This is a genomic window from Lysobacter sp. FW306-1B-D06B (assembly GCF_038446665.1).
Lineage (GTDB): Bacteria > Pseudomonadota > Gammaproteobacteria > Xanthomonadales > Xanthomonadaceae > Lysobacter_J.
This window is the reverse complement of the sequence record NZ_CP151802.1, coordinates 4,010,697-4,034,399: the sequence shown is the minus strand read 5'-3', so window position 1 is coordinate 4,034,399 and position 23,703 is coordinate 4,010,697. Positions and strand designations below refer to the sequence as shown.

Below are 23,703 nucleotides of genomic sequence, written 5' to 3'. Positions count from 1 at the left end.
TCGGCCCGGGGGGAGCGGGAGCGCTCATCGTCTCCCCCGTGCCGTCAATGCCGCGTGTGAGATCGCGTGCTTTCAGCGCATGCGCGCGAGCACGGCCAGCGTCGGTTTGGTGAGGTTCAGCGTGTAGAAGTGGAGGCCGGGCGCGCCGCCTTCGATCAGTCGATGGCACATGTCGGCGACGAAATCCGCGGCGAACTCGCGAATGGAGTCGACGTCGTCACCGAAGGCCTGCATGCGCTTGCCGATCCACCGCGGGATTTCCGCGCCGCACGCATCGGAGAAGCGCTTGAGCTGCGAGAAGTTCGAGATCGGCATGATGCCCGGCACGATCGGCACGTTCACGCCGAGCTTGCGTGCATCGTCGACGAAGCGGAAATACGCGTCGGCGTTGTAGAAGTACTGCGTGATCGCGCCGTCGGCGCCGGCGTCGATCTTCGCCTTGAAGTGGCGCAGGTCGGCGAGCGCGTCGTCGGACTGCGGATGGCATTCCGGATAGCAGCCCACTTCGATGTGGAAATAGCCGTCGTGCTCCTTGCGGATGAATTCCACCAGCTCCGTCGCGTAGCGGAAGTCGCCGGTGTGGCCCATGCCGGAAGGCAGGTCGCCGCGCAGCGCGACGATGCGGCGGCAGCCCATGGCCTTGTAGCGTTCGAGCAACTCACCCAGTTCCGCGCGCGTGCCACCGACGCAGGACAGGTGCGGGGCGGCATCGAGCCCGTGTTCCTTGTGCAGGCGTTCCACCGTCTCGGGCGTATAGCTCAGCGTCGAGCCGCCGGCACCGAAGGTGCACGAGACGTACTGCGGCTTCTCCAACTTCAACTTCGCCGCGGTCTTGTCCAGCTGCGCGCGCTGCTCGTCGGTCTTGGGCGGGTAGAACTCGAAGCTGATCGGAGGCGTGGGCATGCGGGCCGCTCGCGTGAGGTTGAGGGAATTCTATCTCTTCATCGCGATGAATTGAACGTGCTTTCGGGCCGCGGCCGCCCCAAAGGAAAACGGGCGCCGAAGCGCCCGCTTTTCGTGCGGCGTGATGCGACTTGCGTCGATCAGTAGCGGTAATGGTCCGGCTTGTACGGGCCTTCCACCGCGACGCCGAGGTACGCGGCCTGGTCGGCCGTCAGCGTCGTCAGCTTCACGCCGATCTTTTCCAGGTGCAGGCGCGCGACTTCCTCGTCCAGCTTCTTCGGCAGGATGTAGACCTTGGCCTCGTAGCTGTCCTTGTTCGCCCACAGGTCGATCTGCGCCAGCGTCTGGTTGGAGAACGAGTTCGACATCACGAAGCTCGGGTGGCCCGTGGCGCAGCCCAGGTTCACCAGGCGGCCTTCGGCCAGCAGGAAGATCGCGTTACCGTTCTTGAAGGTGTACTTGTCGACCTGCGGCTTGATGTTCAGGCGAACCGCGCCCGACGCATTGAGCTTGTCGACCTGGATCTCATTGTCGAAGTGGCCGATGTTGCAGACGATGGCCTGGTCCTTCATCTGCGACATGTGCTCGAGCGTCAGCACGTCCTTGTTGCCGGTGGTGGTGACGTAGATGTCGCCACGGCCAAGGGTGCTCTCGACGGTGTTGACCTCGAAGCCTTCCATTGCCGCCTGCAGGGCGTTGATCGGGTCGATCTCGGTGACCACCACGCGCGCGCCGTAGGCACGCAGCGAGTGCGCCGAACCCTTGCCGACGTCGCCGTAACCGCACACGACGGCGACCTTGCCGGCCAGCATCACGTCCATCGCGCGCTTGAGGCCGTCGGCCAGCGACTCGCGGCAGCCGTACAGGTTGTCGAACTTGCTCTTGGTGACCGAGTCGTTGACGTTGATCGCCGGCACCAGCAGCGAGCCGGCTTCGGCCAACTGGTACAGGCGGTGCACGCCGGTGGTGGTCTCTTCCGAGACGCCCTTCCAGTCGCGCACGACGGTGTGCCAGAAGCCCGGACGCTCGGCGTGCACCTTCTTCAGCAGGTCCTTGATGACCTGTTCTTCGTGGTTGCCCGACGCGGTGTTGACCCAGTCGCTGCCGTTTTCGAGCTCGTAGCCCTTGTGGATCAGCAGCGTCACGTCGCCGCCGTCATCGACCACCAGCTGCGGACCGAGGTACTTGTCGGTGCCGTTGCCCGGGAAGGTCAGCGCGGCCAGCGTGCAGTCCCAATACTCTTCCAGCGACTCGCCCTTCCACGCGAACACCGGCGTGCCCGACTGGGCGATCGCCGCGGCGGCGTGGTCCTGCGTCGAGAAGATGTTGCACGACGCCCAGCGCACGTCGGCGCCCAGGTCGCGCAGCGTCTCGATCAGCACGGCCGTCTGGATGGTCATGTGCAGCGAGCCCGTCACGCGCACGCCCTTGAGCGACTGCGCGGCGGCGTACTTCTTGCGGATGGACATCAGGCCCGGCATCTCGTGCTCGGCGATGTCGATCTCCTTGCGGCCCCAATCGGCCAGGGAGATGTCGGCGACCTTGTAGTCGCCTTCGGTGGAGAAGGTCTTGATTTGCGCGTTCATCGATTGCTCCGGTTTCGTCCCGCTCGTCCGCCGTGCGGAGGAGGGTTGGGGTGAGGGCGGCCGTGTGCGGCTCGCCAAACCGGGCGCCGTTGTTCTGGAACTCCCGCCGAGCCTGATTCCGAATGCCGGACTTGCAGCGCCCCTCGGTGGGAGCCGGCATTCTAGCCGTTGGGGGCTGGTCGTGGATGAACTCGACCGGCCCCGACAGCCGTCCTGCCGGACAACGAAACGGGCCGACGAGCGGCCCGTTTCGTGTGGTGTCGCGACCCACGCTCGCGCGCGGCGCCGCGTACCGCTTACTTCAGCTTGGCGTCGGCGCGCAGGGCGTCGGCGCGGTCGGTCTTCTCCCACGAGAAGGCCGTGGCGGTCTGCTTCTTGCCGGCGCCGTCGACGTACGACACTTCCTTCGGCTTGCGGCCGAAGTGGCCGTAGGCGGCCGTGTCCTGGTACACCGGGTGGATCAGGTCGAGCATCTTCACGATGCCGTACGGACGCAGGTCGAAGTGCTTGCGGATCAGCTTCTCGATCTTCTCGTCGCTGATCTTGCCGGTGCCGAAGGTGGTGACCGAGATCGAGGTCGGCTCGGCGACGCCGATGGCGTAGGAGACCTGCACTTCGCAACGGTCGGCCAGGCCGGCGGCGACGATGTTCTTGGCGACGTAGCGCGCGGCGTAGGCGGCCGAGCGGTCGACCTTCGACGGATCCTTGCCCGAGAACGCACCACCGCCGTGGCGGGCCATGCCGCCGTAGCTGTCGACGATGATCTTGCGGCCGGTCAGGCCGCAGTCGCCCACCGGGCCGCCGATCACGAAGATGCCCGTCGGGTTGATGTGGATCTTGTTCTTCGGCAGCGACTCGAGCCACTTCTTCGGCAGCACGGGCTTGAGGACGTGCTCGTACACGCCTTCCACCAGGTCCTTCTGCTTGATGCCCGGGTCATGCTGCGTGGACAGCACGACGGCGTCGAGGCCCGCGACGTTGTGGTTGGCGTCGTAGCGCAGCGTGACCTGCGACTTCGCGTCCGGACGCAGCCACGGCAGCGGCGAGTTCTTCTTCTTGCGGATCTTGGCCTGCTGCTCGACCAGACGGTGCGAGTAGTAGATCGGGGCCGGCATGAATTCCGGCGCCTCGTTGCAGGCGTAGCCGAACATCAGGCCCTGGTCGCCCGCGCCCTGTTCTTCCGGCTTCTTGCGATCAACGCCGGCGGCGATGTCCGGCGACTGCTTGCCCAGCATGTTGATGATGGCGCAGGTGTGGCCGTCGAAGCCGACGTCGGAATTGTCGTAGCCGATCTCGTTGATCACGCGGCGCGCCAGCGACTCGATGTCGACCCACGCGGTCGTGGTGACCTCGCCGGCGACGATCGCCGCGCCGGTCTTCACCATCGTCTCGCAGGCGACGCGCGCGCGCTTGTCCTGCGCCAGGATGGCGTCGAGGACGGCGTCGGAAATCTGGTCCGCGATCTTGTCCGGATGGCCTTCGGAGACGGATTCAGAGGTGAACAGGTAGCTGGACATCGAGGTCAATATCCCTTGATTCGGATGAAAGGATGGCCGGGCATGATACAGGGTCGTGCCGGTCGGCGCATTGTGCGCCAAGGAGATGTTGCGAACAGGTTAAGCGGGACGCCCATTTCTGCGCTCCCGGCCGGCTCCGGAGGCTGACCCGTCGACGTGCGCACCGCGCCGGAACGGGGGGCTTGTCACCGTTCTGACCCGGAACCGCCATGCCGCTGTCGCCAGTCGCGCCCAACCTTCCCCGGCGAAAGCCCCGCCGGGGCGACCGCCGCGACGCATGCCACTCGAACGCCGCCTGCAAGAACGCTTTCCGCACTGGTTCCGGGGACGGCGTGCCAGCGTCGCGCGGCCGTTGCTGCGCACGATCGGCCGCTGGTCCCGTTTCGACCAGGTCGAGGACTTCCTGCACGCCAACGGGCACCTGCGCGAGTTCGCCTTCGTCGGCGCCGCGCTGGACCACCTGCAGGCGCGCTACACCTGTGAACCGGGCGAGCTCGAGCGCATCCCCGCCAAGGGGCGGCTGCTGATCGTCGCCAACCACCCCTCCGGCGCGCTCGATGCGCTGGCCCTGCTGGACGCAGTGGGGCGCGTGCGGCGCGACGTGCGCATCGTCGCCAACGATTTGCTGTCCGCGCTGGATCCTCTGTCCGGCCTGTTGCTGCCGGTGCGCATCCTCGGGGGGCGGCCCAGTGCGCAGAGCCTGGAGGCCATCGACGACGCCCTGCGTGCCGACCAGTGCGTGATCGTGTTTCCCGCCGGCGAAGTGGCGCGGCTCGGCCTGCGCGGCGTCACCGATGGCCGCTGGCGCCGTGGCTTCCTGCGCTTCGCCCGCGCCAGTGGTGCACCGGTGCTGCCGGTGCGCATCGAGGCGCGCAATTCGGCGCTGTTCTACGGTGCCTCGGCGCTGTTCAAGCCGGCCGGCACGGCGCTGCTGGCGAGGGAGATGTTCGCCCGCCGCGCGCACCGCATCGCACTGCGCATCGGTACGCCGCTGCAGTTGTCCCCCGTCGGCGATCCGCAGCGTTTGCTGCGCGATGTGCGCCGGGAGCTGTTCTCGCTCGGTCGTCGCCGGCCCGACGGGCACGCGACGCTGCGCGCCGACACGCCGCCTGCACCGTTGCTCGCGCCGCTGATCGAACCGCTCGATCCCGTGCGGGTGCGCGACGGCGTGGAGGCGATGACGCTGCTCGGCCGCACCTTCGACGGAAAGCAGATCCGCGTGGGTCGGCTCGCCGCCGGCTCGGCGCTGTTGCAGGAAATCGGCCGTCTGCGTGAGCTCACGTTCCGCGCCGTGGGCGAGGGCACCGGCCAGCGGCTGGACGTGGACGTCTACGACAGCGGTTACGAGCACATCGTGCTGTGGGATGCGGAGCCGATGAAGATCGCCGGCGCCTACCGCATCGCGCGCGGCGCCAGCGTGCTGGCCGAGCGTGGGCTGGCCGGGTTCTACACGGCCTCGCTGTTCCGGTACGCCGACGACGCAGTGCCGCGCATCGCGCAGGGCATGGAGCTGGGGCGAAGCTTCGTCGCGCCGGATTACTGGGGCAGCCGCAGCATCGATTACCTGTGGCAGGGCATCGGCGCCTATCTGGCGAAGCATCCGAACGTGCGTTACCTGTTCGGGCCGGTGTCGATCAGCGCGGCGCTGCCGGCCGCGGCACGCGAGCAGATCGTCGCGTACTACGCCCGCTATTACGGCAGCGAAGCCGGCAGCGCGGTGTCGCGCCAGCCATTCGTGTACCGGGCCGCGCCGCCGCAGTTCGGCGAGGTCGACGCCGCCACGGCGTTCCGCGTGCTCAAGGCCAACCTGGACGCACTCGGCGCCACGCTGCCGATGCTCTACAAGCAATACACCGATCTTTGCGAACCCGGCGGCGCGCGTTTCCTGGCCTTCGGCGTGGACCCCGCTTTCAGCGACGCCGTCGATGGCCTGATCGAAGTGGACCTGGATCGCCTGCGACCGAAGAAGCGCGAGCGCTACCTCGGCGTCGCGCCCGCAACCTCCACGTGCCCGGAGACCGCCGGATGACGTCGATGCCGACCGCGCTGCCGCCGCGCCGACGCGCGGTCTTCGTGTCCGACGTCCACCTGGGTTCCAAACATTGCCACGCGGCCGAGCTGGCGGATTTCCTTTCCGGGTTGCGCTGCGATCGCCTGTACCTGGTCGGCGACATCGTCGACCTGTGGTGGATGGCGCAGCGGCGCGCGCGCTGGGATGCCGCGCACAATCGCGTGGTGGAGGCCCTGCACGCGTTGCGTCGTGCCGGTACGGAGATCGTCTACGTGCCGGGCAACCACGACCGTCCGATCCGCCGCTTCTGCGGCCTTGCCTTGCCGCGCATGAGCGTGCGTCGTCGCGCGATCCACGTCACCGCTGACGGACGCCGCCTGCTCGTCACGCACGGCGACGATTACGACGGCATCACCCACTTCGGCGGATTGCAGGAGCAGTTCGGCGACTGGCTGTACTACCGCATCCTCACCGGCAACCAGTGGCTAAACCGGGTTCGTCGACTCGCGGGTCGTCGTTACTGGTCCTTGTCGGAATTCCTCAAGCGCCGCAGCGGCGCGGCCGAGCGCTACATCGAACGCTTCGTCACCGCCGGATTGGACGATGCGCGGCGGCGTGGGCTGGACGGCATCATCTGCGGCCACATCCATCGCGCATCACTGGTGCAACGCGACGGCCTGATCTACGCCAACGACGGCGACTGGGTCGAAAGCCTCAGCGCGCTGGTCGAAGAACCCGACGGCACGCTACGGCTGCTGTCGCACGCCGGCGAAACCCTTGCATACGTCGAACCGCGCCGGCCCGAGCCGGTGCCGCGGACCGAACGGCCGCAGGCGGCCTGAGCGTCCGGCCGTCATCGCGCGCACGCAATGACGGTTAGCATCGGCGCATGGACTCCTTCACCCAGATCGTTCTCGGCGCGGCCGTCGCCGCCGCCATCGCGCCGCCGCAGCATCGCCGCGCCGCACTGCTCGCAGGCGCCGCACTCGGTACGCTGCCCGACCTCGACGTCCTGCCGATCAACCTGATCACCGACGATCCGGTCGCGCGCATGACCTGGCATCGCAGCTTCAGCCATTCGCTGATCGTGCTGGCGTTCGTGGCGTGGGCACTGTGGGCCTGGTTCCGTTCGCGAGGCGGGCGCGTCGCGCAGTCGCCGAGGCGCTGGTTCTGGGCGATGCAGGGCGCGTTGCTGACGCACCCGTTGCTGGACGCCTTCACCGTGTACGGCACGCAGTTGCTATGGCCGCTGCCGTTCCAGCCGGTGATGTGGTCGAGCGTGTTCATCATCGACCCGCTCTACACGGTGTGGTTGCTGGCGGGCTGCCTGATCGCGTGGTTCGCTCGCGAGAAGCGCATCGCCCAACCTGCGCTGATCGTCGGACTGGCCTTGAGCTCGCTGTACCTGGGCGCATCGTTGTTGGCCAAGCAGCAAGTGGAGCGGGCCGCCGGAGAAGCCCTGGCCGCGCGCGGCCTGGAGCATGCGCCGCGTTTTTCCGTGCCAATGCCGTTCAACATACTGCTGTGGCGCGTGGTCGCGATGACACCGGAGGGATTCGTCGAAGGCGAGCGCTCCCTGGTGGCCGACCACGGGCCCATTCGCTTTCGCGATTACCCCTCGGACGTGGCCGCGCTGTCGCAGGTGCAGTCGTTTCCCGCCGTGCAGCGATTGCTGTGGTTCAACCGTGGCTTCATGAAGGCGCAGGCGCACGACGACCGGCTGGTGCTGTCGGACCTGCGGATGGGCGCGGAGCCCGATTACAGCTTCCGTTTCGCGGTGGCGAAGCGTGAAGGGGACAAGTGGCGCGAGATTGCGCCGCAGCAGCTGCAATGGCCGTGGGAGGCGGGGCGTCGCCTCGGCGCGATGTGGCAGCGCATCTGGCATGCCCCCGAGGACGCGACTACGGCAGACACGCAGACGCCGCGACCGGGGACGGACGCGACGACGCATTGAGGGTGGGATCGGCAAGGCGAGCGTGAGAGTGGCAACGGCCGCTGGCAGGGCCGCGTGGCGTGCATCACGCGGCCCCTCAGACGGTGGTTGACCTGTTCACCCTGACACCTTGGCTGGTCGGAAGAGAGGAACGGTACGGGACGTTCCGCTCGCGTATCACGAGCCGGATGCGCCCCGGCCGGCGTTACAGCGCGTTGCGATTCGACAGCTGCTTGCGATCAAGCTGCACGATGTACTCGTTGCCCTGCGTATCACGCAGTGCCACGGCTTCACCTTCCATCAGACGCTGGTAGTTCTCCTTGCCGATCGCGGTGACGAACTTCTGCAGCGAGCGGTCGTACGTGTACGGATACTCGGCGAATGCGGTGCGGTTGCCGAGGATCATCTGCACCTTGCGTTCGGTCAGCCCGGTAACCTTCGACAGGTCGCCTACCGGATCTTCGGCGGCCCATGCCGGGGCCGATACCGCCATTGCCAACGCGATGAATGCAATCTTGGCTTTCATGAGTGGCCTCCTGGTCCGCCGGAGCGCTGCGGTGGAACCGCAGAGGGGACGCCCCGACGGTGTCAGCGTCCATCATGCGAAGGCGAATTACATCGGCCGAAGGGGAGTGTTACTTTCGGCCTGCACCGTTCGTCGTCAGCGCGATGCGTGCACATGAAGATGAAGGTTTCATGCGAAAGCGAAAGTGTATTGCGCCTTCACCTTCCTCACGGGAATCGCGCACGCATGGCTCAATACACTACGGCGCGAGCCTGCACGAAGGCATAGAAGAACACCGCGTTCGGATCGTTCTGCACCTGATGCAGTTCGCGACGCATGCCCTCCACCACGTCCGGCGTGACCTTCCCGGCGGCGATCAGCTGCTCGGCCGCCGACAGCAGCAGTTCCTCCCAGAAAGCGATCATGGTCTTGCGGCGCGCAGGTTCGCGGTTGTCGAAGTAGAAGGTCTTCACCTGCGTGGTCACGTCACGGAAACCGCCGGCCAGCAGCAGGTTGCCCAGCTTGGCGCCAACGAACGGATCGCCGCCGCTGTCGTACTGGAAATCGTTGAAGGCCATCCAGTAGCGCCACACGTTGGGCGAGTACGGATCGAGCAGGAAGGAGGAGTTCATCACCTCGGTGATGTACACCGGCGATCCCGGCGCCAGTACGCGGCGCACCTCGTTGAGCACGCGCGAGGGCGAAGGCACGTGTTCCAGCACCCAGCACAGGAACGCGCCGTCGAAACTGCGCGGCTCGAAGGGCAGGTTGGTGGCGTCGGCGCGGTGGAGTTCGTAGCGGCCCTCGATCCACGGCATCGCGCCGAGATTCGCGCGAGCGGCGGCGAGTTGCGCTTCGTTGAGGTCGACGCAGGTCACCTGCAGGTCCGGGAACCGGCGCAGCAGGATTTCCGTCTGCGCACCGACGCCGCTGCCGACCTCCAGCAGGCGTCGTGCGCCGCTGTAGTCGATGTCGTGGAAGATCGTCGATTCGGCGAGTCTGGCCTGCTTCACCAGGCGTGCCTGTTCGGTCGCCGAGAAGCCGTGCAGGTAGGGGAAGTCGGAGCAGGACGACGAATTGGAGGACATGGCGGCACCTGAACGGCATCGGATGCCGGAATGCTCGCATGGGGGAGGTTAAACGGGACGCAAAATGCATGAACTTCGCCGCCGTGCCTGTCCGATGGCAGTCATCCGCTCGAAGGCGGGGATCCAAGTGTCCGAACCGATTCCGTCGTCCGCAAAAGTTCATACGCGGAAACATGGGCTCCCGCCTTCGCGGGAATGACGGCTTGAAACCTTACGCGGCGACGCCCAGCGGCTGCACACCCGCGATCAGCGCATCGAAGTAATCGCGGGTCAACTGCGACTGTGCTTCCGCCGTCTCCGCACGATTCACCACGGCGCGGAACGCGGCATTCTCCGGGCGGTCCTTGGCGTACCAGCCCAGGTGCTTGCGCGCGATGCGCACGCCGGACACCTCGCCGTAGAACGCGTGCAGGTGCGCCAGGTGGCCGAGCAGCACGTCGCGCACTTCCGCAAGCGTGGGTTCGGCCAGTGTTTCACCGTGTTCGAGGTAGTGCGCGATCTCGCGGAAGATCCACGGCCGTCCCTGCGCCGCGCGTCCGATCAGCACCGCGTCGCAGCCGGTGTAGGCGAGCACTTGCGCGGCCTTGTGCGGGGAGTCGATGTCGCCGTTGGCGAAGACGGGAATCGTCAGCGCGGCCTTCACCTCGGCGATGGTGTCGTACTCGGCCATGCCGGTGTACTGCTGGTCGCGCGTGCGGCCATGCACGGCCAATGCGGCGATGCCGGCGTTCTGCGCGATGCGCGCGATCTGCAACGCGTTGCGCTGGTCGGCGGCCCAGCCGGTGCGGATCTTCAACGTCACCGGCACGTCCACGGCGTTCACGACGGCCTCGAGGATGCGCGCCACCAGCTCCGGTTCGCGCATCAGCGCCGAGCCCGCCCAGGCATTGCAGACCTTCTTCGCCGGGCAGCCCATGTTGATGTCGACGATCTGCGCGCCGTGATCGACGTTGTAGCGAGCGGCCTCGGCCATCACCTCCGGCACCGTGCCGGCGATCTGCACGCTGATCGGCGCCGGTTCGCCGTCGTGGTCCATGCGGTGGCGCGACTTGGCGGTCTTCCAGAAGCGCGGGTCGGACGTGGTCATCTCGGACACGCACAGCCCCGCGCCCATCTGCTTGCACAGGATGCGGAACGGTTTGTCGGTCACGCCCGCCATCGGCGCGAGCACGACGCGCGGGGCGACCTCGTGGGGACCGATGCGGAAGGAGAGGGCGGACATGCCGCCATTGTAGCGGCCGGCCGTGCGGGCCCGGCGGGTCAGCGTTTCCCGCGGCGGCGGCGCCAGAACAGGAAGCCCGTGACCAGCAGGAACATCGGCAACAGGCCGATGAACGCGGTCGCCCACTTCATCGCCGACCCGCCGACGGCGCCGACGTGCAGCGGATAGAACGCCTGGCTCATGCGCATGCCGAGCTTGTGCGTGGTCGCATCGAAGGACTGTACGACGCGGCCGTCGCGCGACAGCGACACCGTGCTGCGCCCGACGGGATGCCACTCACCGTTCGCCTGTGCGCGGAACGAGACCACGCCTTCGTCGGGATCCGGCACCGAGACGCGCGCCAGTCGGGCATCGGGAAGCACGGCGCGTGCCTGTGCGATCGCCTTGGTCCAGTCGATCGGCGCGGTGTTCGCAGGCAGCTCGGGCTCCTTCACGTTCTTGCCGCCGAACGTGGCGGTGAGCGCTTTCTGGAACGCCTTCGAATACACCATGCCCACGCCGGTCACCGTCGCCAGCAGCAGCAGCGGAAGCAGGATCACGCCGCTGCTTCGGTGCCACGTCAGCCAGCGTCGAACGGGCGGGCCGGCGTGCACCTTCAACTGCGCGAGATAGCGCCCACCTTTCGGCCACCACAGGTAGAGGCCGATCAGGATCATCGCCAGCGAGATCACGCCGATCACACCCCACACTTCGCGACCGGTCTTGCCGCCCAGCAGATCGACGTGCCACTCGTGCAGCCACAGCAGCACGTCGTCGTGATGGCTGCGGTAGAGCAGCAGCGCGCCGTCTTCCGGCGCGAAGTACTGGCGGTGGCCATCCTGGAAATACGCCTGCCAGACCGGCAACTCCTCGCGCGGAAGGTCGAGCGAGCGCATGCCTTCCGGCGCCCAGCGTTCGATGAGTTGCGCCAGCACGCGGCCGTCGGCGACGGGTGCGTGCTGGGCGAGCTGGGGATGTTGCAGCTTCAGCAGGTCGACATGGAACACCAGTACCGTGCCCGCAAGCGAGGCGAGCGCGAAGACCAGGCCCGCGGTGAGCCCGGCCCACAGGTGCAGCCACGACAGCACACCACGCACGCGCCGCCTGGGCGGCGCGGACGTGGCGGGACGGGTCACGGCGGTGTCCATGGCGTCCGATTAGAACCGATGCGCCCAGCCCACCGTGAGCACACGGCCGCGCCCGGCGGTGTAGGTGTCCAGTCGCTGCGTGGCGAGGTTGCGCTGGTAGGTCGTCTGCGAGTTGTAGGTGATGTACTGCTCGCCGAACAGGTTCTCGATGCCGACGTTCAACCCGCCGACCGGCAACTGGAAGCGCGCCTGCAGATCGACCGTGGTGTAGCCCTCGAAGTCGTCCGGCAGCGTCTGGCCGCGAAGGTCGAAGTCGCGGTCGAACGCATGGCTGGCCTGAAGGCGGGTGGACATCGCCGGCGTCCAGGTCTGTTCCCAGAACATCGTCGCCCGGTCGGGGCTCACGTTGATGCCGGGCAGGTCGCTGTCGACGCGGTCGTCGCCGTTGCTGTCGTAGCGGCCGTCGGTCTGCGCGTAGGCCAGGCCCACGCGCGTGGCGTCGGTGAAGCGGTAGGCGACGCTGCCTTCGAAGCCTTCGATCTCCGTGCGCTCGCGCACGACGTTATAGGTCTGCGTGGCATTGTCGAACGCCAGGCGCGAACCCAGGTCGGAGTCCGACCGGTACACGGCCAGGTGCGCCAGCCAGCGACCGTCGTCGTAATCCAGGCCGATTTCCTGGTTGTCGGCGATGACCGGCTGCAGGTCGACCAGGTTGTCCACGCGCTGGTTCGGCTGTGTGATGGCACGCAGCACGCGGCCGATGTCGGCGACGGTGTAACCCTCCGAGTACGAGGCGTAAAGCTTCAGCGTATCGGTCGCTTCCCAGACGGCGCCCACGTTCGGCAGGGTCTCGCTGGTTTCCGGCGAGCCGCCGGTGACGAAATAGCGGCGGCCGTGGATGCCGGGCGTCAGGCGCTGGTCGGGAATGGTGTAGTAATCGTCCACTTCGAGCTTGCCGCGCTCGTGGCGCAGACCGCCGGCGAGCATCACCGAATCGGTGAGCCACCACTCCAGCTGCACGAACGGCGACCACGACTCGTACTTGGTTCCCGGAACCCAGTCGATGCCGGCGACGACCAGCTCCTGCGAGGTGGTGTCACGGCCCACGTCCAGGCCGACGGTGGCGCGCAGGCGCAACCCGAACAGGTCGCCGCGCGACCAGCTGAACTTGCCGCCGAGCTTCTCGGAGAGGTTCTGCGACTGATCGAACCAGTCCGGATCGCGGCCGTCACCCCAGAAGTCGCCCCAGTAACTGCCACCGTACAGGGCTTCGAAATCCACCCAGTACAGCTGCGCCTGCAGGTAGCCGCCGGCGAGGGACTTGTCGGTGTAGTCCAGCGAGACGGACGTGGAACGGTTGCGCGGACCTTCGCCCTCGCTGCCGCCGCGCGCCGACGTCGAAGGCACGCACGGAACCCGCGGGCCGGTGGGGCAGATCACGGCGTTGACGGAGTGGTAGTTGTTGTCGCCCTGCAGGTCGTAGCGGTTGGCACTGAGCTGCAGGCGATGCTCGTCGTCGAAGTTCCATCCGGCCTTGGCGAAGAGGTTGTAGCTCTCCGAGTCCATCAGGTCGCCCTGCACGTCGTTCACGGCGATGGAGCGCCCGTCGCCGTCGTAGTACAGGCCTTCGCTGGCGTAGGACGCGCCACCGACGAAGTCGAACGCGCCGCGGCGCGTGCCCAGCAGGTACGAGGCGCGGTAGCCCGTGCTGTCGCTTTCATGCGGCAGCGCGGTGCTGGCGGCGACGGAGACGTCCTGGAACGTCTCGCCGTCCTGGCGTGGCGCGCGCTTGGTGATGATGTTGATGATGCCGCCCGAAGCGCCCAGGCCCTGCAGCGCGTTGGCGCCGTGGATGACCTCGATGCGCTCGATCATCGACGGATCGATGGTGTGGCCATCGCGACCGCCCTCGCGCAGCGGCGTGGATTGCGGCACGCCGTCGACCAGGTACAGCGGCTTGCGGCCGCGCAGCGTCTCGCCGCTGTTGGTCAGCTTCTGGCGCGACGGTGCGAACGACGGGATCAGGTTGGCCAGCACCTGCGAGATGTCCTGCGTCAGTGCGAGCTGTTGTTGCAGCTGCGCCTGGTCGATCACGGTGATCGTATTGGGCAGCGCGGCCTCGGAATCGGGGATGCGGCTGGTGCTGGCGGAGACGGTGACGCGATCGATGTCGGTGGCCTCATCGGCGGCGTGGGCAACGGGCGCGACAAGGGCAGCCAGCAGCGCGCTGGCGAGAAGGTGGCGACGGGGCATGGGGCGTGGGAGCGATGGATTCAGCGCTCCATGTTAATGCGAATCATTCTTGTTTGATAGCCTGCCCCTCCGGGGGCGGCTTTCCAGCTTTATTCCGACGCGGGCAATCGCGCGGAATTCAGCCGAAGCGCGCCCGCACGTCCGCATCGCGGGGCATGGATGCGGCGGCGCCTGCGCGTTCGGTCGAGAGCGCGGCGTAGCGGTTGGCGTAGTGCAGGTGGTCCGCGAATGCAGCGTCCGGATGGCGCGCCCACGATGCCGACAGGGCGCCGTTGAATGCGTCACCGGCGCCAGTGGTGTCGAGCGGTTGCACCTTGGCGGCGGCGACGCGGTAGTGCGATTGCGCATCGCGGTGCATTGCGGTGTCGGCGTGGGAAACGAAACAGCCTGCCGCGCCCAGCGTCACCACGACGGTGCCGTGCGGCAGCAGGCGGCGGCACCAGCCGTGCAGGGTTTCGTCGTCCTGCGAAGCAAGCGTGGTCGCATCCACGCGCTCGCCGGCATGGCGCAGCAACTGCGCGCAGAATTCGGTTTCGTTCGGCGTTACCACATCCGCCAGTGCGAGCAGCGACGCCGGGACATCCGCGTCGGCCGGCGCCGGATTGAGCACCGTGCGCGCGCCGGCCGCGCGCGCAGCGCGGAACGCGGCTTCGATCGCGTGCAGCGGGGACTCCAGCTGTGCCAGCAGGACCTGCGCGCCGGCGATTCGATTTCGTTGTTCTTCAACGAACGCCACCGAAAGCTCCGCGTTTGCGCCCGGGCCGATCACGATGGAGTTTCGCCCGGCGCCATCGACATAGATTCCGGCGGTGCCGGTGGGCGCCTCGCTGTTGTGCGCACGCAGGTCCAGGCCGTCGGCCTGTGCGAGCGCGCGGGCGAGCTGGCCGCCGAGGTCGTCGCCGAGCGCGCACACGAACGTCGTCGCCGCGCCCGCGCGCACCGCCGCGGTGGCCTGGTTGAAGCCCTTGCCGCCGGGGCCGGTGTGGTAGTGGCCGCTGAGCGTTTCGCCCGGCCGCGGCAGCGCCGCGACCGTCCACACGTGGTCGACGTTGAACGAACCTACGACGACGACTTTGGCGCCGTGATTCGCGATTCGGGATTCGGGATTCGCAGGAGCAGGTGTCATCGCTTCATCTGTCGATAGTGGCGGCCGACCCGGATTTCGCTTTGCGAATCACGAATCCCTAATCCCGAATCCCGGCTTTCAGCTACCGAACCAGGTCAGCACGCCGGCGATCGTCGCGGTCATGAACGTCGCGATCGAACCGCCCAGCACTGCGCGCAAGCCGAAGCGCGCCAGGTCCTGGCGACGCTCCGGCGCGAGTCCGCCGATGCCGCCGATCTGGATCGCGATCGAGCTGAAGTTGGCGAAGCCGCACAGCGCGTAGGTGGCGATGAGTCGACCCTGGTCGGTCAGCGTGACGCCGGCGACCTTGCCGTTGACGATGTCGGCCAGTTGCAGGTACGCCACGAACTCATTGATGACGACCTTCTGGCCGATCAGGCTGCCCACGGTGGACGCGTCCTGCCACGGCGTGCCGATCACCCAGGCCAGCGGCGCGAGCACATAGCCGAAGATCGTCGCCAGGTCGAACGGCTTGCCGATCGCGGCCGAGATGCCGGTGACGTCGCCGATCCAGGTCAGCGGCCAGTTGACCAGCGCGATCAGCGCGATGAAGGCCAGCAGCATCGCACCGATGTTCAGCGCCAGGCGCAGGCCGTCGCCGGCACCGGCCGCGGCGGCGTCGATGATGTTGGCGGTGTTCTTCTCCACTTCCATCTTCACCGTGCCGCGCGTCAGCGGTTCGCCGGTTTCGGGCACGAGGATCTTGGCGATGACCAGCGTCGCGGGTGCGGCCATGATCGAGGCCGCCAGCAGGTGCTTGGCGTAGAACGCCTGCTGCTCCGGATCGCCACCGCCCAGCATGCCCACGTACGCGGCGAGCACGCCGCCGGCGATGTGCGCCATGCCGCCGATCATCATCGTGATCAGCTCCGACTCGGTCATCTTCGGGATGTACGGACGCACCGTCAGCGGCGCCTCGGTCTGGCCGATGAAGACGCTGGCGCAGACGCTGGTGGTTTCCGCACCGGACACGCGCATCACCTTGGTGATCACCCACGCCATGCCGCGCACGACCGCCTGCATCACGCCCAGGTGGTACAGCACGCCCATCAGCGCGGCGAAGAAGATGATCGTCGGCAGCACCTGGAAGGCGAAGATGAAGCCGTAGGTGTTCACGTCCATCAGGCTGCCGAAGATGAACTTCGAGCCTTCGCCAACGAAGCTGAGCACCTTCACGAAGCCGTGGCCGATGGCGTCGAAGACATCCTTGCCGCCCGGCACCAGCAGCACGAGCGCCGCGAAGGCGACCTGCAGGCTCACGCCGGTGACGACGAGCTTCCAGTCCACGCGACGCTTGTTGTTCGAGAACAGCCACGCGATGCCGATGAGCACCGCAAGACCAAACAGGCCAAAGGCCACCCGGGTAATGGCTTCCACTCAGTTCTCCCCATGCAACCGGCGGCCGGCAGCGAGTCGTTGTCGTTCAGGAATGATGCGGCCCTGAGCCCTCGAGGGGGGCGGGTCATGGCTGCGGCGGCGCGTAGTTTACGACGCCGCCGGGACCGCGGGCGGTGGGCCGTGCCAGAGGGGCTCGCCCGCTTCGGGGGTACGAAAACAGCGCGATGCGCGGTCAGGTATCCCGCGCCACGACCCGGTTTCGGCCCTGCAGCTTGGCCTGCTGGAGGCGGCCGTCGGCCCGGCGCAACAGACGCGAGAGGTCCGAGCCCTCGTGCGGGAAGCCGGCCAGGCCGGCGCTGAAGCTCAGTGCCACATTGTCCGCTCCGCGCTCGGGCTCGAACGGCCGCTCGCCCAGGGCGCGGCGGATCGCGTCCACGCGCTCCCAGGCCGTCCCGATCGGCTTGCGCAGCAGCAGGACGAACTCCTCGCCGCCGATGCGCACCAGCCATTCGCCCGGCTCGGCCAGCTCGCGCAGCACGGCGACGACGTGGCGCAGGGCGCGGTCGCCGGCGTGGTGGCCGTGGGCGTCGTTGATGCGCTTGAAGTGGTCCAGGTCGATCAGCGCCAGGGTCAGGCTGTCGCCGTCGTGGCGCACGCTGTCGAACAGGCGCGGCACGCGGTACATCAGCCACGTGCGGTTGGGCAGGCGGGTCAGACCGTCGGTGCCGGACATCTCCACCAGCCGCTGCATCCGGTAGACGACCATCGCCGTGATCAGGGTGAAGATCACCAGCAGCAGCATGCGCTGCAACTGGCTGGCCACGGTGATCGCGCCGTAGTCGCTGGAAATGAGCTGCTCCGGGGAACTGGCCGAAGCGAACACCCACAGCACCAGCAGGCTGTACTGGCCGATCGCCAGCGCGCCGGCGAACAGGGCGATGCGGCCGTCGCTGCGCGGCGCGGTCAGCACGATCGCCACCACGTAGCCGCACCAGGCGGTGAGGTTGTTCACGCCGGCGGGCAGGTGGTCGGAGGCGAGCAGAAGCAGCAGCACCGTCGTGGCGGTGACGTCGAACGCCGACGACGCGAACGGCAGCCAGCGGAACAACCGCCGCCGCCGCGCCAGCGCCAGCCACAGGTGGGCGAAGATGTTGATCACGATCGCGCCGCCCAGGCCGACCATGGTGTCCTTCACGCTGCCGCCGCCGAGCGCGTTTGCCACCGGCAGGACCAGCAGCATCGCGGCGATGACCACGCGCAGGCGCGCGACCATCAGCTCGCCGCCGGCGCCGATCTCGAGCATGATTTCGTCCGGCCTCGCCAATAGCGCGGCGATGACATCGCGGACCCTTCCGCCGGTTCCGAGCATCCACTCCCCCGATCGCGTGGCCCTAGCGGTGCCGCGCCGAGCATAGCGCGGCACCGTGGCGTGGCGCAGGCCGGATGTCAGGCGATGCCGCGGAATGCGGCCCACGCCGCCAGGGCGAGGAACACCACCGCCGCCGTGTAGCGCGCCGCCTTCAACGGCAGGCGGTCGGCCAGCTTGCTGCCCAGCAGCACCACCGGCACGTTAGCCAGCAGCATGCCGACCGTCGTGCCGACCACCACTTCCCACAGGGGCTGGTACTTCGCGGCCAGCAGAACGGTGGCGACCTGGGTCTTGTCGCCGATCTCAGCCAGGAAGAAGGCGAACGTCGTCGCCACGAATGCGCCGCGCGCGGGCAGCGATTCCTCGCCCTCGTCCAGCTTGTCCGGCTTGAGCGTCCACAGCGCCACGGCGAAGAAGCTGATGGCGACCACCCAGCGCAGCACCTCCGGCGTCAGCCATTGCGCCACCAGCGTGCCAAACCAGCCGGCCAGCGCGTGATTGAGCAGGGTCGCCACGAGAATCCCCGCGATGATCGGCAGCGGCTTGCGGAAGCGAGCGGCAAGCAGCAAGGCGAGGAGCTGGGTTTTGTCGCCGATTTCGGCGAGCGCGACGGTGCCCGCCGAAATGGCGGCCGACATGAGCGGAAAGTGATCCATGGGGACTCCGAGGTCGGGCTTTCGCGTGGACGCGAAAGGCAGCCGTCACGCGGCCCGACCCGGCTTTCGCCAGTTGCTCGCATGACGCCTGCCTTCGGTCTTGCCCGTGGTCGCTCGCCGCGCGTCGAAACGCCGGCTGGCTGCCGCTCCTGCGCCATGGCCGGTGGGCCAAGTGTGTTGACGCAGATCCCCGCGAGGCCGGCGGGCCGGATCGCGGATGGGCTACTCCCCGGAGGAGGAAGTGCGCGCATTGTACCGACCGGAAGGCCACGGGGGCAGGGCTAAACTGAACCGGACCGTCCTTCCGGAGTTCCCCCCATGCAATACCGCCGCCTCGGCTCGTCCGGCCTGCAGCTGTCGGCCCTTTCCTTCGGTGCCTGGCTGACCTTCGGCGCCCAGATCGGGCGCTCCACCGCGCGTGAACTCATCGCCGCGGCCTGGGACAACGGCATCAACTTCTTCGACAACGCCGAGACCTACGCCAACGGCGAGGCCGAGAAGGTGATGGGCGACGTGATCGCCGACCTGCGCCTGCCGCGCGACGGCTTCTGCGTCTCCAGCAAGGTCTTCTTCGGTTCGGCCAACGAGCCCGGGCCGACCCAGCGCGGCCTCTCGCGCAAGCACGTGACCGATGCCTGCCACGCCGCGCTCAAGCGCCTGCGCGTGGAGTGCCTGGACCTCTATTACTGCCACCGCCCCGATCCCGATACGCCGATCGAAGAGACCGTGGGCGCGATGGACGTGCTGATCCGCCAGGGCAAGGTCCTGTATTGGGGCACTTCGGAATGGACGGCGGCGCAGATCCGCGAGGCGCACAAGATCGCCCGCGCCAACCACTGGTATGCGCCGACGATGGAGCAGCCGCAGTACAACCTGCTGCACCGCGAGCGTGTCGAGCTGGAGTACGCGCCCCTCTACGCCGAGTACGGCCTGGGCACGACGATCTGGTCGCCGCTGGCCTCGGGCCTGCTGACCGGCAAGTACAACGCAGGCGTACCGACGGAGGCGCGTCTGGGGCGCGAAGGCCTGGGCTGGTTGCAGCGCACGGTGCTGGGAGGCGAGGGCGAGCGCGTGGAACGTGCACGGCGCTTCGTCGCGATCGCGCAGGAGCTCGGCCTCGCGCCGGCGCCGTTGGCGATCGCCTGGTGCCTGCGCAATCCGCATGTTTCCAGCGTGATCCTCGGGGCCAGCCGACCGGAACAGCTGATCCAGAACCTGGAGGCGCTGGAACTGGCCGATCGTTTGTCGGAAGGCGACTGGCAGCGGGTGGAGGCCGCGACCGGGTGAAACAAAATCGCGGCCGGGCCTGTTGACTCATAAATGAGAATCATTATCATCATCGGCGAGCCCTGAACGAGCCACGCCCATGTCGATGCGTCCCACGCTGCTGCAGCTCAAGCCCCGTACCGAACGCCTGACGCCGCCCATCGCCGCGGTCGCGCCGGGTGCGCCCGTCGGCCTGCCGTTCGCCAGCGGCCTCGTCGAAAGCGACGAGCTGCTGCGTGGCGGCCGCGAAGTGCTGATCCGCCACGGCGGCGAGGTCTACCGTCTGCGCCACACGCGCAACGACAAGCTGATCCTCACCAAGTAATCCTTCCCTGATCGACGGCGGCCGCTCTCTCCCGGCCGCCTCGGTCGACCTCCATGGCGCGGCGATCTTGGGGAAGGTCGCCGCGCACGGCCGCATCCGGCGGCCGCACTCTCAACTTCACGAAGGCAAGCCCGCCCGCCGGCAACGGCTGCCAGCCGCCTCGGAAACCACTCCGAGCACGCGCATGCACCCTGTCCGCAACACCCTGGCACTGGCCCTCCTGCTTGCCATTCCCGCCGTCGCGTCCGCCGCCGATGCCACGCCCGACGGCAGCGATCCATCGCTGGTCACCGCTGCCGCGGCGGCCGCCGCCGCGAACGAATTCAACCGCATCGTCGTCACCGCCACGCTGACCGAGCGCGCGCTGGACGACGTCCCGAACGTAGTCACCGCGATCAATCGCGACGAAATGGACCGCCACCTGGTCCGCGACCTGCGCGACCTGTTCCGCTACGAGCCCGGCATCACCGTCTCCGGCGGTTCGGGCCGCTTCGGCGGGCTGGGCGACATCCGCATCCGCGGCCTGGGCGGCAATCGCGTGCGTATCGAAACCGACGGCATTTCGGTGCCGGACGCGTTCTCGATCGGCAGCTTCTCCAACGCCAACCGCAACTTCGTTGACCTGGACACGCTCAAGGCGGTCGAAGTCGTGCGCGGGCCGGGCAGTGCGCTGTACGGCTCCGACGCGCTGGGCGGCGTCGTCTCCTTCGTGACCAAGGATCCGTCGGACTACCTGGCGGACGGCAAGGACGCCTACTTCGGTCTGAAGCTGGGCTACTTCGGCGAAGACAACGGGCTGTTCGGCGGTGCGACGGCGGCCTTCGGCGGCGATCGCTGGTCGGGCCTGGTCGCGGTCGGCCATCACCAGGGCCAGGAGCGCGAGAACATGGGCGAGAACCGCAGCCGCGGTACCACGCGCACCGCGCCCAATCCGCAGGATTACGACGGCCGCAGCCTGCTCACCAAGCTGGTGTTCGCGCCGAGCGAGAACCAGCGCTTCAAGCTCACCGTCGAAGGCAACGAAGACAACGTCGACACCGACGTGCTCAACGCGCTGGGCGATACCTCCACGATCCCGGGCACGCCGCCGTCGGTGCGCGTGACCTCGCAGACCGGCGACGACAAGCAGACGCGTGCCCGCGTCGCGTTCGCGCACGAAGTCGATGCGCTCGACGCGGGCATCGCCGATTCCCTGCAATGGCAGATCTACCGCCAGGACAGCGAGACCACGCAGCGCACCCGCGAGGAACGCGCCACGCTGCGGGCCGGCGTCGCGATCAACCCGGTGCTGCGCGAGCGCGAGTTCAACTTCGACCAACGCCTGACCGGCCTGGACGCGGTGTTGCACAAGGCGGTCGAGACCGGCACGGTGGACCACGAATTCACCTACGGCGTCGAGCTGACCCGCACCGAGTTCAAGCAGAAGCGCGATGGCCGCGCGACCAACCTGCTCACCGGCACCGTCACCAACGTGATCTCGCCTGACACCTTCCCGGTGCGCGACTTCCCGGTGAGCGACACCACGCAGGCGGCGCTGTTCGTGCAGGACGAAATGTCCTTCGCCGACGGCGCGTTCCGCCTGATTCCGGCCGTGCGCGTGGACTATTACAAGCTGGAGCCGAAGATCGACACGATCTTCGCGCAGGACAACCCGGGCGTGCAGGTCGCCGACCTGAGCGAAACCAGCGTGTCGCCCAAGCTCGGCGCAGTGTGGCATTTCAGCCAGGACTGGTCGCTGTTCGGCGGCTACCAGCATGGTTTCCGCGCGCCGCCTTACAGCGACGTCAACCTGGGCTTCACCAACCTGCAGTTCGGCTACACGGCGATTCCGAATCCGGACCTCAAGCCGGAAAAGAGCAATGGCGTCGAACTGGGCCTGCGCTTCTCCAACGACGCCGTGTACGCGGAAGTGTCGGGCTACTACAACCGCTACGACGATTTCATCGAGTCGTCCGTGCAGGTGAGCGCGCCGCCGCAGACGCCGCTGATCGTGTTTCAGTCGCAGAACATCGAGGACGCGGAGATCTACGGCATCGAAGCGCGCGCCGGCGTGGACCTGGGTGCGTTCAGCGATGCACTGGCCGGCTGGTCGATCCGCGGCGCCGCCGCGTGGTCGAAGGGCGAGGACCGCACGACGAACGATCCACTGCCGTCGATCGACCCGCTGCGTGCGACGCTGGGCTTGGCCTACGACGCCGAAGTTTGGGGCGTCGAACTCGCCGGTCGCTTCGCCGGACGCAAGGACGAACTGCCGGCGGCGAACCAGTTCGAGATCCCGGGCTACGGCGTGTTCGACCTGCTCGCGCACTGGAATTTCGCGCCGGGCGCGGTGTTCAACGCGGGCGCGTTCAACCTCGCCGACCGCAAGTACTGGGACGCGGGCGACGTGCCGAACGGCACGCTCGCGTCGAGCGCCGTACTTGATCGCTACACCAGCCCGGGCCGCAACGTCGGCATCAGCCTGGCGGTGAGCTGGTGAAGCTCCCGTCGTTCCCCTCTATCCATTTCTTCCGTGACATCGAGCCAGCCATGAACCTTCGCACGCTCGCCCTTCCGTTGGGCTTCCTCGCCGCCGTCGTCTCGCCGGCGTCCTTCGCCGATACCACGCGTGACCACGCGTCCATCCTCGCCATGCAGGGTGAATACATCGTCGATTTCGCCTTCGACGAAACCGTCCTGCTGGCGCCGGGCTACGAACGCCATCCGGCGATGCGCAGCGGCGGCAACGAGGTCGTGATCGTGGTGCAGGACTCGCCCGACAAGATCGTGTTGCAGCACATCCTGGTGGACGAGAAGAGCGGCCACGTGACCAAGCACTGGCGCCAGGACTGGACGTATGAAGCGCCGACGCGCTTCGAGTTCAGCGCCGACCAGACCTGGCAGGTGCGGGCGATTCCAGCCGCGCTCTCGAAGGGCGCGTGGACGCAGTGCGTGTACGAGGTCAGCGACGCACCGCGCTACTGCGGCACGGGCAAATGGACCTACGACAACAACGTGCCGACCTGGACCAGCGACCTGAGCTGGCGCCCGCTGCCGCGTCGCGAGTACACGCAGCGCCACGACTACAACGCCATCAGCGCGGTCAATCGCCACACGCTGACGCCGGGCGGCTGGACGCACGAGCAGTTCAACACCAAGGTGCTGCGCAAGCCCGACGGCACGCAGGTGGAACTGGCGCGCGAGTTCGGCTTCAACGACTACCAGAAGACGACGGAAGTCGACTTCAAGCCCGCCTACACCTACTGGAACGCCACGAAGGATTTCTGGGCGAAGGTGCGCACGCGTTGGGATCGATTCCTCGCCCAGCCGCCGGGCGTGCACCTGAAGACCAAGATCGACGGCATGGCGATGATCATCCCGTTGTTCGAGCAGGCCGGCTCGCTCGAGAAGGGCAAGAAGGTGCGCGATGCGCAGATCGATGCGGTGTTCGACAAGTGGGTCGAGCGCGCGCCGGTCGAGGCGGCGGCGCAGCGTTGATTGAGCTGTAGGTTCCACCTGCCGCAGTCGCTCCCTCCCAAGCGTGCAGGGGAGGGATGAA

At 67.6% G+C, this 23,703-nt stretch carries 19 protein-coding genes and 1 riboswitch; of the genes, 7 read left to right on the top strand and 12 right to left on the bottom strand.

Going from position 1 to position 23,703, the window contains the following annotated elements:
- Positions 1–72: 72 nt before the first annotated feature.
- The 3 genes from metF to metK form a co-directional block, all read right to left on the bottom strand.
- The gene (metF, locus tag AAFF32_RS18660) at positions 73–903 is read right to left on the bottom strand and encodes a methylenetetrahydrofolate reductase [NAD(P)H] (RefSeq protein WP_342315996.1); all 831 of its coding nucleotides are present in this window, start codon (positions 901–903) and stop codon (positions 73–75) included.
- Between the two features lie 140 nt (positions 904–1,043).
- Positions 1,044–2,489, bottom strand: a complete 1,446-nt coding sequence (ahcY, locus tag AAFF32_RS18655; RefSeq protein ID WP_216963757.1) for an adenosylhomocysteinase — start codon at positions 2,487–2,489, stop codon at positions 1,044–1,046.
- A 74-nt stretch (positions 2,490–2,563) separates the two neighbouring features.
- Positions 2,564–2,640, bottom strand: a riboswitch (S-adenosyl-L-homocysteine riboswitch).
- Positions 2,641–2,785: 145 nt separating this feature from the next.
- A complete protein-coding gene (gene metK / locus AAFF32_RS18650) occupies positions 2,786–4,006 on the bottom strand; it encodes a methionine adenosyltransferase (RefSeq protein ID WP_216963754.1) in 1,221 nt (406 codons plus the stop codon).
- Positions 4,007–4,283: 277 nt separating this feature from the next.
- Between metK and AAFF32_RS18645 the strand changes: the two genes are divergently transcribed.
- Genes AAFF32_RS18645 through AAFF32_RS18635 form a run of 3 tightly spaced genes read left to right on the top strand, consistent with a single transcriptional unit; the run spans position 4,284 to position 7,971 of the window.
- On the top strand, positions 4,284–6,035 hold the full coding sequence (locus AAFF32_RS18645) for a GNAT family N-acyltransferase (protein ID WP_342315995.1): 1,752 nt from the start codon (positions 4,284–4,286) through the stop codon (positions 6,033–6,035).
- Positions 6,032–6,859 carry a UDP-2,3-diacylglucosamine diphosphatase gene (locus AAFF32_RS18640; RefSeq protein ID WP_216963749.1) on the top strand — a complete coding sequence of 276 codons (828 nt, stop codon included), beginning with the start codon at positions 6,032–6,034 and terminating at the stop codon, positions 6,857–6,859. The genes AAFF32_RS18645 and AAFF32_RS18640 overlap by 4 nt, the downstream gene beginning before the upstream one ends.
- Positions 6,860–6,906: 47 nt before the next feature.
- Entirely contained in the window at positions 6,907–7,971 is a 1,065-nt protein-coding gene (locus AAFF32_RS18635; protein WP_342315994.1) for a metal-dependent hydrolase, read from the top strand.
- 184 nt (positions 7,972–8,155) lie between these two features.
- On the opposite strand, the gene AAFF32_RS18630 is transcribed toward AAFF32_RS18635, so the two are convergent.
- The 9 genes from AAFF32_RS18630 to AAFF32_RS18590 form a co-directional block, all read right to left on the bottom strand.
- Positions 8,156–8,476: a hypothetical protein gene (locus AAFF32_RS18630; RefSeq protein WP_216963742.1), complete on the bottom strand. Its 321-nt coding sequence runs from the start codon at positions 8,474–8,476 to the stop codon at positions 8,156–8,158.
- 230 nt (positions 8,477–8,706) lie between these two features.
- Positions 8,707–9,543: a class I SAM-dependent methyltransferase gene (locus AAFF32_RS18625; protein WP_216963739.1), complete on the bottom strand. Its 837-nt coding sequence runs from the start codon at positions 9,541–9,543 to the stop codon at positions 8,707–8,709.
- Between the two features lie 211 nt (positions 9,544–9,754).
- Positions 9,755–10,765: a tRNA dihydrouridine synthase DusB gene (gene dusB / locus AAFF32_RS18620; RefSeq protein WP_342315993.1), complete on the bottom strand. Its 1,011-nt coding sequence runs from the start codon at positions 10,763–10,765 to the stop codon at positions 9,755–9,757.
- Between the two features lie 38 nt (positions 10,766–10,803).
- Positions 10,804–11,892, bottom strand: coding sequence for a PepSY-associated TM helix domain-containing protein (locus AAFF32_RS18615; protein WP_342315992.1), 1,089 nt, complete (start codon positions 11,890–11,892; stop codon positions 10,804–10,806).
- Between the two features lie 9 nt (positions 11,893–11,901).
- Complete coding sequence (locus AAFF32_RS18610; RefSeq protein ID WP_342315991.1) at positions 11,902–14,085, bottom strand: TonB-dependent receptor; 2,184 nt, start codon at positions 14,083–14,085, stop codon at positions 11,902–11,904.
- A gap of 118 nt (positions 14,086–14,203) precedes the next feature.
- Entirely contained in the window at positions 14,204–15,211 is a 1,008-nt protein-coding gene (locus AAFF32_RS18605; protein ID WP_342315990.1) for a ribokinase, read from the bottom strand.
- A gap of 78 nt (positions 15,212–15,289) precedes the next feature.
- The gene (locus AAFF32_RS18600; RefSeq protein ID WP_216963721.1) at positions 15,290–16,588 is read right to left on the bottom strand and encodes a nucleoside transporter C-terminal domain-containing protein; all 1,299 of its coding nucleotides are present in this window, start codon (positions 16,586–16,588) and stop codon (positions 15,290–15,292) included.
- 193 nt (positions 16,589–16,781) lie between these two features.
- Entirely contained in the window at positions 16,782–17,852 is a 1,071-nt protein-coding gene (locus tag AAFF32_RS18595; RefSeq protein WP_216963718.1) for a GGDEF domain-containing protein, read from the bottom strand.
- Positions 17,853–17,995: 143 nt separating this feature from the next.
- Positions 17,996–18,574: a TMEM165/GDT1 family protein gene (locus AAFF32_RS18590; RefSeq protein WP_254200552.1), complete on the bottom strand. Its 579-nt coding sequence runs from the start codon at positions 18,572–18,574 to the stop codon at positions 17,996–17,998.
- A gap of 318 nt (positions 18,575–18,892) precedes the next feature.
- On the opposite strand from AAFF32_RS18590, the gene AAFF32_RS18585 reads away from it, so the two are divergent.
- The 4 genes from AAFF32_RS18585 (at position 18,893) to AAFF32_RS18570 (ending at position 23,642) form a co-directional block, all read left to right on the top strand.
- Entirely contained in the window at positions 18,893–19,861 is a 969-nt protein-coding gene (locus tag AAFF32_RS18585; protein ID WP_216963716.1) for an aldo/keto reductase, read from the top strand.
- 79 nt (positions 19,862–19,940) lie between these two features.
- The gene (locus tag AAFF32_RS18580) at positions 19,941–20,165 is read left to right on the top strand and encodes a hemin uptake protein HemP (RefSeq protein WP_342315989.1); all 225 of its coding nucleotides are present in this window, start codon (positions 19,941–19,943) and stop codon (positions 20,163–20,165) included.
- A 184-nt stretch (positions 20,166–20,349) separates the two neighbouring features.
- A complete protein-coding gene (locus AAFF32_RS18575; protein ID WP_342315988.1) occupies positions 20,350–22,644 on the top strand; it encodes a TonB-dependent hemoglobin/transferrin/lactoferrin family receptor in 2,295 nt (764 codons plus the stop codon).
- Between the two features lie 50 nt (positions 22,645–22,694).
- On the top strand, positions 22,695–23,642 hold the full coding sequence (locus AAFF32_RS18570) for a DUF6607 family protein (protein ID WP_342315987.1): 948 nt from the start codon (positions 22,695–22,697) through the stop codon (positions 23,640–23,642).
- Positions 23,643–23,703 lie beyond the last annotated feature (61 nt).

Bases quoted from the DNA above. Each gene is read 5' to 3' on its own strand.
- AAFF32_RS18640 (WP_216963749.1), top strand. From the start codon at position 6,032: ATGACGTCGATGCCGACCGCGCTGCCGCCGCGCCGACGCGCGGTCTTC.
- AAFF32_RS18635 (WP_342315994.1), top strand. From the start codon at position 6,907: ATGGACTCCTTCACCCAGATCGTTCTCGGCGCGGCCGTCGCCGCCGCC.
- AAFF32_RS18630 (WP_216963742.1), bottom strand. From the start codon at position 8,476: ATGAAAGCCAAGATTGCATTCATCGCGTTGGCAATGGCGGTATCGGCC.
- AAFF32_RS18610 (WP_342315991.1), bottom strand. From the start codon at position 14,085: ATGCCCCGTCGCCACCTTCTCGCCAGCGCGCTGCTGGCTGCCCTTGTC.
- AAFF32_RS18580 (WP_342315989.1), top strand. From the start codon at position 19,941: ATGTCGATGCGTCCCACGCTGCTGCAGCTCAAGCCCCGTACCGAACGC.
- metK (WP_216963754.1), bottom strand. From the start codon at position 4,006: ATGTCCAGCTACCTGTTCACCTCTGAATCCGTCTCCGAAGGCCATCCG.
- AAFF32_RS18605 (WP_342315990.1), bottom strand. From the start codon at position 15,211: ATGACACCTGCTCCTGCGAATCCCGAATCCCGAATCGCGAATCACGGC.
- AAFF32_RS18595 (WP_216963718.1), bottom strand. From the start codon at position 17,852: ATGCTCGAGATCGGCGCCGGCGGCGAGCTGATGGTCGCGCGCCTGCGC.
- AAFF32_RS18590 (WP_254200552.1), bottom strand. From the start codon at position 18,574: ATGGATCACTTTCCGCTCATGTCGGCCGCCATTTCGGCGGGCACCGTC.
- AAFF32_RS18615 (WP_342315992.1), bottom strand. From the start codon at position 11,892: ATGGACACCGCCGTGACCCGTCCCGCCACGTCCGCGCCGCCCAGGCGG.
- AAFF32_RS18585 (WP_216963716.1), top strand. From the start codon at position 18,893: ATGCAATACCGCCGCCTCGGCTCGTCCGGCCTGCAGCTGTCGGCCCTT.
- metF (WP_342315996.1), bottom strand. From the start codon at position 903: ATGCCCACGCCTCCGATCAGCTTCGAGTTCTACCCGCCCAAGACCGAC.
- AAFF32_RS18575 (WP_342315988.1), top strand. From the start codon at position 20,350: ATGCACCCTGTCCGCAACACCCTGGCACTGGCCCTCCTGCTTGCCATT.
- AAFF32_RS18645 (WP_342315995.1), top strand. From the start codon at position 4,284: ATGCCACTCGAACGCCGCCTGCAAGAACGCTTTCCGCACTGGTTCCGG.
- AAFF32_RS18625 (WP_216963739.1), bottom strand. From the start codon at position 9,543: ATGTCCTCCAATTCGTCGTCCTGCTCCGACTTCCCCTACCTGCACGGC.
- dusB (WP_342315993.1), bottom strand. From the start codon at position 10,765: ATGTCCGCCCTCTCCTTCCGCATCGGTCCCCACGAGGTCGCCCCGCGC.
- ahcY (WP_216963757.1), bottom strand. From the start codon at position 2,489: ATGAACGCGCAAATCAAGACCTTCTCCACCGAAGGCGACTACAAGGTC.
- AAFF32_RS18570 (WP_342315987.1), top strand. From the start codon at position 22,695: ATGAACCTTCGCACGCTCGCCCTTCCGTTGGGCTTCCTCGCCGCCGTC.